This window comes from Rhodopseudomonas sp. BR0C11 (assembly GCF_010820945.1).
Lineage (GTDB): Bacteria > Pseudomonadota > Alphaproteobacteria > Rhizobiales > Xanthobacteraceae > Rhodopseudomonas > Rhodopseudomonas palustris_H.
Genome location: NZ_QTKI01000201.1, coordinates 1 through 8,450, shown reverse-complemented (window position 1 = coordinate 8,450; position 8,450 = coordinate 1). Strand labels below are relative to the sequence as shown.

The 8,450-nt window shown below is 65.5% G+C and carries 10 protein-coding genes and 1 pseudogene; 8 read left to right on the top strand and 3 right to left on the bottom strand.

The genetic code is table 11. The annotated features are described in order from the left end of the window. The 7 genes and pseudogenes from DYI24_RS15815 to DYI24_RS15785 form a co-directional block, all read left to right on the top strand. Positions 1-252, top strand: a pseudogene (locus DYI24_RS15815) (radical SAM protein); the annotation flags it as partial. A 98-nt stretch (positions 253-350) separates the two neighbouring features. Next, positions 351-1,154 (top strand): SDR family NAD(P)-dependent oxidoreductase, encoded by an 804-nt coding sequence (locus DYI24_RS15810; RefSeq protein ID WP_107346069.1) that lies wholly within the window; start codon positions 351-353, stop codon positions 1,152-1,154. A gap of 104 nt (positions 1,155-1,258) precedes the next feature. Next, the gene (locus tag DYI24_RS15805; protein WP_164572966.1) at positions 1,259-2,017 is read left to right on the top strand and encodes a tetratricopeptide repeat protein; all 759 of its coding nucleotides are present in this window, start codon (positions 1,259-1,261) and stop codon (positions 2,015-2,017) included. Positions 2,018-2,196: 179 nt separating this feature from the next. After that, complete coding sequence (locus DYI24_RS15800; RefSeq protein ID WP_164572965.1) at positions 2,197-4,107, top strand: propionyl-CoA synthetase; 1,911 nt, start codon at positions 2,197-2,199, stop codon at positions 4,105-4,107. A gap of 177 nt (positions 4,108-4,284) precedes the next feature. Further along, complete coding sequence (locus tag DYI24_RS15795) at positions 4,285-4,545, top strand: hypothetical protein (RefSeq protein WP_164572964.1); 261 nt, start codon at positions 4,285-4,287, stop codon at positions 4,543-4,545. A gap of 232 nt (positions 4,546-4,777) precedes the next feature. Next, positions 4,778-5,467 (top strand): OmpW/AlkL family protein, encoded by a 690-nt coding sequence (locus tag DYI24_RS15790; protein WP_164572963.1) that lies wholly within the window; start codon positions 4,778-4,780, stop codon positions 5,465-5,467. 133 nt (positions 5,468-5,600) lie between these two features. Then, a complete protein-coding gene (locus DYI24_RS15785) occupies positions 5,601-5,819 on the top strand; it encodes an alkylphosphonate utilization protein (protein WP_011160033.1) in 219 nt (72 codons plus the stop codon). A 35-nt stretch (positions 5,820-5,854) separates the two neighbouring features. Here DYI24_RS15785 and DYI24_RS28090 read toward each other — a convergent pair whose 3' ends face one another. The 3 genes from DYI24_RS28090 to DYI24_RS15775 all read right to left on the bottom strand — a co-directional run bounded on the left by DYI24_RS28090 (position 5,855) and on the right by DYI24_RS15775 (position 6,752). Continuing rightward, on the bottom strand, positions 5,855-6,031 hold the full coding sequence (locus tag DYI24_RS28090; protein ID WP_199851773.1) for a hypothetical protein: 177 nt from the start codon (positions 6,029-6,031) through the stop codon (positions 5,855-5,857). 317 nt (positions 6,032-6,348) lie between these two features. Then, positions 6,349-6,555, bottom strand: a complete 207-nt coding sequence (locus DYI24_RS15780) for a type II toxin-antitoxin system HicB family antitoxin (protein WP_107346064.1) — start codon at positions 6,553-6,555, stop codon at positions 6,349-6,351. Next, the gene (locus DYI24_RS15775; RefSeq protein WP_164572962.1) at positions 6,555-6,752 is read right to left on the bottom strand and encodes a type II toxin-antitoxin system HicA family toxin; all 198 of its coding nucleotides are present in this window, start codon (positions 6,750-6,752) and stop codon (positions 6,555-6,557) included. The genes DYI24_RS15780 and DYI24_RS15775 overlap by 1 nt, the downstream gene beginning before the upstream one ends. A 296-nt stretch (positions 6,753-7,048) precedes the next feature. On the opposite strand from DYI24_RS15775, the gene DYI24_RS15770 reads away from it, so the two are divergent. Then, positions 7,049-8,450: anthranilate synthase component I (locus DYI24_RS15770; RefSeq protein WP_164572961.1), on the top strand; the 1,402-nt coding region annotated here is incomplete at its 3' end.

The window sequence follows — 8,450 nt, the reverse complement described above, 5'->3', positions numbered from 1 at the left end:
CGTTTCTGGCCGCGTTTTGCGCTCGATGGCGTACGCAAAACCGGCGCCATTCTGGCTGCGTTCGCCAAAGTCGCGGCGATCGGCATCCGCGTCGCGCGCGATCCGCAGCGGCTGGCCTACACCGATCAGGCGCTGACGCCGGTGTCGGACGACGATGCGGATTCGCTCGACCTCTTCACCCAGAGCGCGAGCGCCAAGCAGGCCGTCGCCCACCAGAAGAAGGTGTTTGATCTCACGCACGGGACGCCGTAATCAGCCCTCGTCGCGGGTGCCGAGTTGCCCGACGGCGAGGGCGGAGTAGGCCCGCGCCCGTGATGGCGCGGCCGTAGCGTGTAGTGGAACAACAGAATATGCCACGACTTGAAGGCAAAACCGCGCTGGTGGTCGGCGCCGGTTCGATCGGACCCGGCTGGGGCAACGGCAAGGCGACCGCGGTGACGTTCGCGCGCGAGGGCGCGCAGGTGTTCTGCGTCGATCGAAATCTCGCGGCAGCTGAGGAAACCGTCGACATCATCAAGGCCGAAGGCGGCCGCGGCATTGCGTTCGCCGCCGATGTGTCGCGCGCCGCCGACGTCGAGGCGATGGTGGCGGCCTGCGTCAAGGCGTGGGACGGCATCGACGTGCTCGACAACAATGTCGGTATCGCCGAGACCGGCGGCGTCGTCGAAGTCGCCGAGGCCGATTGGGACCGCGTATTCGCGATCAACCTGAAGAGCGCCTATCTGGCGATGAAGTACGTCGTGCCGGTGATGCAGCGTCAGGGCGGCGGATCGATCATCAACATCTCGTCGATCGCGTCGATCCGTTATCTCGGCATCTCCTATGTCAGCTACGCGGCCTCCAAGGCGGCGATGAACGCCCTGACCCGCAACACCGCGGTGGAATACGCCAAGGACCATGTCCGGGTGAACGCGATCCTGCCGGGGCTGATGAAGACCCCGATGGTGGCGCATTCCGCCGGCCTTGCCGCCAGCTATTCGGGCGGCGACGTCGATGCGATGTGGCGCGCCCGCGACGCCCAGGTGCCGATGGGCCACATGGGCGAAGCCTGGGACGTCGCCAACGCCGCGCTATTCCTCGCCAGCGACGAGTCGAAATACGTCACCGGCATCGAACTGGTGGTCGACGGCGGCCTGACGCTGAAGGTGAACTGAGCAGCAGCGCTTCACGCTTCCCCACGTCATGGCCGGGTCAAGCCCGGGCATGACGAGAGGAATGAAACGACGCTGATTTGAAGTACGAAGCGGTAGTTCGATCGATGCGCGCTGTTTTCATTGCCGCGAATTTGCTGATCGCAGCGACCCTTGCTACGTCGCCCGCTTTCGCGACCGGCGGCGAGCCGCCGGACGATCCGACGGCTGATCCGGGGGCGTGCCTTGCTGCGGCGGCTAAGCCCGACGATCGCTACACCATCGCGCAGTGCAGCAAGGTGATCGATAGCCGCGAGACCGAGAAGGGCGAGCGCTGCAAGGCGCTGCTGGCGCGGGCCGCCGCTCATGCTCGGATCGGTCAGGTCGATCGGGCGATCGCCGATTACGACGACGCGCTGCGGGTCGATCCGAAGCAGCCCGATGCGCTCAATGCCCGCGGCGAGCTGTGGCGCGGCAAGGGCGACACCCGCAAGGCGCTGGCCGACTTCTCCGCTGCGCTGAAGCTGAAGCCCGACCACGTCGCGGCGCGCGCCAACCACAAGGCGCTGGCGCTGGAGGTCGAGCGGGTCGGGGCCCAGCAGGCGGTCGCCGGCAAGCCAAGCTTCGACTGCCGCCGCGCCCGCAAGGCTGTGGACAAGGCGATCTGTGCCGATCCGGCGCTGGCCGATCTCGATCGCCGCATCGATGCGCTTTACCGCCGGGCACTCCGCGACAGCGCCGGCCAGCAGGTGGCCCTGCGGGCGCTGAAGCAGGCGCACACTTCCTTCGTTGCCGCGCGCGAGGCCGGCTTCGGCCGCCCCGGCTACGATCTGCGTGGCGTGCTGGAAGCACGTCTGCGGCAATTGTCGGGTGCTGGCGGCAGCTAGACGGCGGCCGCTGCCCTCCGGCGGGTGCTTGCAACCGGTTGGCAGCTCGCCACAATGCCGCCCGGGCCGGACCGAACCAAAGGACGCGGCTTGATTAGGAACAAAGGCGGGGTTGCATGCCGCGCCTAAAAGCCGGACATGGCGGGCAAACCGCCTGAGATCCACGGGAGCGTGACGCCATGACTATCCATGACAAGAGCCGTTATCGCGAGGTTCATGCCCGCTCGCTGGCCGACCCGGAAGGGTTCTGGGGAGAGGTCGCGCAGAGCATCGACTGGATCGAGCCGCCGACCAAGGTGTTCGATCCCTCGCTCGGCCTGTATGGCCGCTGGTTTCCCGGCGCCAAGGTCAATACCTGCTACAACGCGCTCGACCGCCATGTCGCCGGCGGCCGCGCCGATCAGCTCGCGCTGATCCACGACTCGCCGCTGACCGGCACGGTGAGCAAGTACACCTACGCCGAGATGCTGCGCGAAGTGCAGACGCTCGCCGCGATCATGCAGGACTTCGGCGTTCAGAAGGGTGACCGCGTCATCCTCTATATGCCGATGGTGCCGGAATCGATGGTAGCGATGCTGGCCTGCGCCCGCATCGGCGCGGTTCATTCGGTGGTGTTCGGTGGCTTCGCCGCCAAGGAGCTCGCCACCCGCATCGAAGACGCCAAGCCGAAGCTGATCCTGTCGGCGAGCTGCGGCATCGAGCCGGGCCGCATCGTCAAGTACAAGCCGCTGCTCGATGAAGCGATCGAGCTTGCTTCGGTGAAGCCGGAGGCTTGTATCATCCTGAAGCGGCCGCAGCAGGATTGCGAGCTGAAGGCGGGCCGCGATCACGACTGGGCGACCTTGCGCGAGCAGGCGATGTCCGCCGGCAAGAAGGCCGACTGCGTCGCGGTCGATGCCACCGACCCGCTCTACATTCTCTACACCTCCGGCACGACCGGTAAGCCGAAGGGCGTGGTCCGCGACAACGGCGGCCATCTCGTCGCGCTGAAATGGACGATGGAAAACCTCTACGGCATCAAGCCGGGCGAGGTGTGGTGGTGCGCCTCCGACATCGGCTGGGTAGTGGGCCACAGCTACATCATCTACGGCCCGCTGATCCACGGCGCGACCTCGATCATGTATGAAGGCAAGCCGGTCGGCACCCCGGATGCCGGCGCGTTCTGGCGGGTGATCTCCGAGCACGGCGCGGTGGCGCTGTTCACGGCGCCGACCGCGTTCCGCGCCATCCGCAAGGAAGACCCGGATGGCAGCTTCATCCGCAAATACGACCTGTCGAAGTTGCGCACGCTGTTCCTGGCCGGCGAGCGCGCCGACCCGCCGACAGTGGAGTGGGCCGAGCAGCAGCTCAAGGTGCCGGTGATCGATCACTGGTGGCAGACCGAAACCGGCTGGTGCATCGCCGGCAATCCTGTCGGCCTCGGCCTGCTGCCGGTCAAGCACGGTTCGCCGACGGTACCGATGCCCGGCTACAAGCTTGAAGTCGTCGACGAGGGCGCCAAGCCGGTGCCCGCCGGCTCCATGGGCTCGATCGTAATCAAGCTGCCGTTGCCGCCCGGCAACCTGCCGACGCTGTGGCAGCAGGACGAGCGTTGCCACGAGAGCTACTTCGCCGACTATCCCGGCTACTACAAGACCTCCGACGCCGGCTATGTCGACGAGGACGGCTACGTCTTCGTGATGGGCCGCACCGACGACATCATCAACGTCGCCGGCCACCGGCTGTCGACCGGCGGCATGGAGGAGATCCTGGCCTCGCATCCGGACGTCGCCGAATGCGCCGTGCTCGGCATCAACGATCCGATCAAGGGCGAGGTGCCGTGCGGCCTGATCGTGCTGAAGACCGGCGTCGATCGCGATCCCGCCGAGATCGAGAAGGAGATCGTCAAGCTGGTGCGCGACAAGCTCGGCCCGGTGGCGGCGTTCAAGCTCGCGATCACCGTGCCGCGGCTGCCGAAGACCCGCTCGGGCAAGATCCTGCGCGGCACCATCAAGAAGATCGCCGACGGCGATGCCTGGACGATGCCGGCCACGATCGAAGACCCGACCGCGCTCGACGACATCTCCTCGGCGCTGAAGAGCCATAGCTGAGCCAGCTCGGAGTTGCGGACTTACAAACTCCGCAATTCGGGTTAGACAAAGCCTCGCAACGTCATCCGGGGCGCGCGTGTAACGCGCGAGCCCGGAATCCCGATGTTGTTGCCACGAGATTCCGGGTTCGCTCGCTTCGCAAGCGCCCCGGAATGACCCGTGCTCTGGGGACCTTTGATGCCGTCAACCGCAAAACGCCTGCTCGCCCTGTCCGTCGTCGCCTTCGCGCTGACCGCTTGCGCAAGCCGCAACGATGCTCCGGCGGACATCGGCGACGACGATGCCTACTGCCGGCAGAACGGCGTGGTTGCAGGATCGTCCGAATACGTCGCGTGCCGGAAGGATCGGGACGTGCAGCGCTCCAACGCCATCACCCGTGCGAATCGCGCTCAGCGCAATCTCGGCGAGTACATGATGCGCAATCCGGAACGTCCGTAAGCCTCTGCGGCACTTGCGCTTTAAGCACGGAGTCGGGAATTTCCCGCGCGAACCGATACCGCTTTGCCCGCTGCAGGACGTGAATCTGTGACCGGAAAGTCACGCGCGTCGCAATGACGCAGCGGGCGCCTCTCGATTTGATTCAGATCAAATCTTCTTAGCCCCCGGCGGCATCTGTGCACCTTGAGCGTGGGTTTCCCGCTCACGCGACCGAGCTTCAAAAGGGGCATCTATGACCAAGTTTCTGACCGCAGTGTCGGCGCTGGCTTTGGCGGCGGCATTCAACCTCGTGTCGGCCAATGCCGACGCCGCCGATCTCGCCACCCGCCCGATCTACAAGGCGCCGGTTGTGGCGGAATCCAGCCCGTGGATGATCCGCCTGCGCGCGCTGGGCGTGGTGCCCCGGGATTCGGGCTATGTCGATCAGATCGCCGGCTCGTCGCTCAAGGCCTCCGACGCGATCGTCCCCGAGCTCGACATCACCTACTTCCTCACCAAGAACATCGCGGCGGAATTGATCCTCGGCGTCACCCGCCACAGCGTCTCGGGCGCCGGCACCCTGACCGGGATCGACGTGGGTAAGGCCTGGCTGCTGCCGCCGACCCTGACCCTGCAGTATCACTTCACCGACTTCGGCGCGTTCAAGCCGTATGTCGGCGCCGGTGTGAACTACACCTTCTTCTTCAGCCAGAGCGCGGCCTGCTGCACCGTGATCGACAGCCACCTCAAGGACGCGTTCGCGCCGGCGGTGCAGATCGGTTTCGACTACATGATCGACCAGCATTGGGGCATCAACGTCGACGTCAAGAAGCTGTGGCTGCGCCCCGAGTGGAGCGGCACGCTGGCGAACGGCACCCCGATCACCGGCAAGGTCAACCTCGATCCGTGGCTGATCGGCACCGGCATCACCTACCGGTTCTGAGCTTTTCGGCTTCAACACCAGGCGCGAGGCGGAGCGATCCGCCTCGCGCCTTTCATTTGGATCCACCCGCCGCGGCATTGCGCGAACGCCACATTCCTGCTTTGGCTTTGCGCCACCGAAACGAGGAACCGACATGAGCATCGAAGTCAGGGACTGCAACGGCGCGCTGCTCGCCGATGGCGACAACGTTTCCCTTATCAAGGACCTGAAGCTGAAGGGCTCGTCGACCGTGCTGAAGCGCGGCACGATGATCCGCGGCATTCGCCTCACCGACAGCGAAGACGAGATCGAAGGCCGCACCGACAAGATCAAGGGCCTGGTGCTGCGCACGGAGTTCTTGAAGAAGGCGTGAGGGAGCGCCCGGTGCGGGGCGCTTGCCACCATCGCTTAGTGCAGCGATTGACCGTCGGCACAGGCTTGGCTGTACACCATTACGGCGCGCAGCCTTTCCAATTCCGCCTCGAGATGTTCGTTGACCTGCATCAGCGCGCGGAGCGCGTCATGCAGGCTGCCGCCGTTTTCGGCGACGATCCGGTCGATCTGTTGATCCAGTCTGCTCGGCATCGGGTCACTCACTGATAGTCGACACGTCACGGAACCGAAATCCGATCTTCGGATTGGGGCGGAAGTTGCGTGCGAATACGGCGCGATTGCGATGGCAGGAAGTTGTCGCCGTTGTCCCCACGGCGACCCAAGGAAGTAACTACTTAGAGGATGCATGCCGGGAACGGGTTAGGCGTCAGCGCGTACCGATGCGTTGGTGTCGTGGCCAGAAACCGGCAAAATGAGCCACGTCCGCCATCCCCGTTGCGGCCGGTTGTCACCCGGCATGCGCAAGGAGAACGCCGAACCTGCGGGGACGTTCCTCAAGCGAAAACCGGTTATGTCTCGACGTACTCCGCCAGACTGGTTGGAGCAGGGACGGGCAGGCCATCTTCCTTCAGGCCCTCGATGTGAAACCGGATCGCTTCGCGGATCTCAAACTCGACGGCAGCGACGCTGTCACCGGTGGCCACACAGCCGGGCAGATCAGGCACATAGGCAGAGTAGTTGCCCTCTGCTTTTTCGATCACCACCGCGTAGCGCATCAGCGCTGCTCCTTCAAACCAGCCTGTTTCAGGATACTGGCAAACGTGCCCGGAGCAAGATCGTCGGACGGTTTGCCGGCGATGGTGACCCGGCCAGGCTTCCAGGGATGCTTGAACTGCCGGTGACTTCCTCGGGTGGCGATGTGGATCCACCCGTCGGCTTCGATCAGCAGAATGATGACGTCTCGAACCTTCATCGGTTGGCCCCTGCCGGCTGGACCAAATTAGCCTAGATCTCGCCCCGCGACCTGCTGCTTTGGTCGCAATCCCGCGGCGTCCCCAGCCCCTTGACTCCGCACGGCCGGGGTGGTCGTCTCTGGTCCATGCGCACGTTCCGCCCGACCCCGCTGCTCAGACGTCGTTGGTGGCGCACCTCCTGACCAGAGGTGGCCGTGCGATCCCGTTAATTTCCGATCGTCCTGAGGCCGCCACGCGAGGCGGCTTTCGTTTGTCCTGTGTGGCGTTCCTCCGGCAAGTTGCTTAAGAGGATGCCATGAACAGGACCGTTTTCTCGCTTCCCGCGACCAGCGACTACAAGACCGCCACGGGCCTCGCGGTGACGCGCAGCGCCCAGCCTTTCACCGGCGGCCAGGCGCTCGACGAGCTGATCGACCTGCTCGATCACCGCCGCGGCGTGATGCTGTCGTCCGGCACCACGGTGCCGGGACGCTACGAGAGCTTCGACCTCGGCTTTGCCGATCCGCCGCTGGCGCTCACCACCCAGGCCGAGAAATTCACCATCGAGGCGCTCAATCCGCGCGGCCGGGTGCTGATCGCGTTCCTGTCCGACAAGCTCGAAGAGCCCTGCGTCGTCGTCGAGCAGGCCTGCGCCACCAAAATTAGGGGCCACATCGTCCGCGGCGAGGCTCCAGTCGACGAGGAGCAGCGCACCCGCCGCGCCAGCGCGATCTCGCTGGTGCGCGCCGTCGTCGCCGCGTTCGCCTCGCCGGCCGATCCGATGCTCGGCCTGTACGGCGCCTTCGCCTACGACCTGGTGTTCCAGTTCGAGGACCTGAAGCAGAAGCGGGCTCGCGAAGCAGACCAGCGCGACATCGTGCTGTACGTGCCGGATCGCCTGCTGGCTTATGACCGCGCCACCGGCCGCGGCGTCAGCATCTCGTATGAATTTGCCTGGAAGGGCCAGTCCACCGCCGGACTGCCGAACGAAACCGCCGAGAGCGTCTATACCCAGACCGGCCGGCAGGGCTTCGCCGATCATGCCCCGGGCGACTATCCCAAGGTGGTCGAGAAGGCCCGCGCGGCGTTCGCCCGCGGCGACCTGTTCGAGGCGGTGCCGGGCCAGCTGTTCGGCGAACCGTGCGAGCGGTCGCCGGCCGAAGTGTTCAAGCGGTTGTGCCGGATCAATCCGTCGCCCTATGGCGGCCTGCTCAATCTCGGCGACGGCGAATTCCTGGTGTCGGCCTCACCGGAAATGTTCGTGCGTTCCGACGGCCGCCGGATCGAGACTTGCCCGATCTCCGGCACCATCGCCCGCGGCAGCGACGCGATCAGCGACGCCGAGCAGATCCAGAAGCTCCTGAACTCCGAGAAAGACGAGTTCGAGCTGAACATGTGCACCGACGTCGACCGCAACGACAAAGCGCGGGTCTGCGTCCCGGGCACGATCAAAGTTTTGGCGCGCCGCCAGATCGAGACCTATTCGAAGCTGTTCCACACCGTCGACCATGTCGAAGGCATGCTGCGGCCGGGCTTCGATGCGCTCGACGCCTTCCTCACCCACGCCTGGGCGGTGACGGTCACCGGTGCGCCCAAGCTGTGGGCGATGCAGTTCGTCGAGGACAACGAGCGCAGCCCCCGCCGCTGGTACGCCGGCGCGTTCGGCGTGGTCGGCTTCGACGGCTCGATCAACACCGGCCTCACCATCCGCACCATCC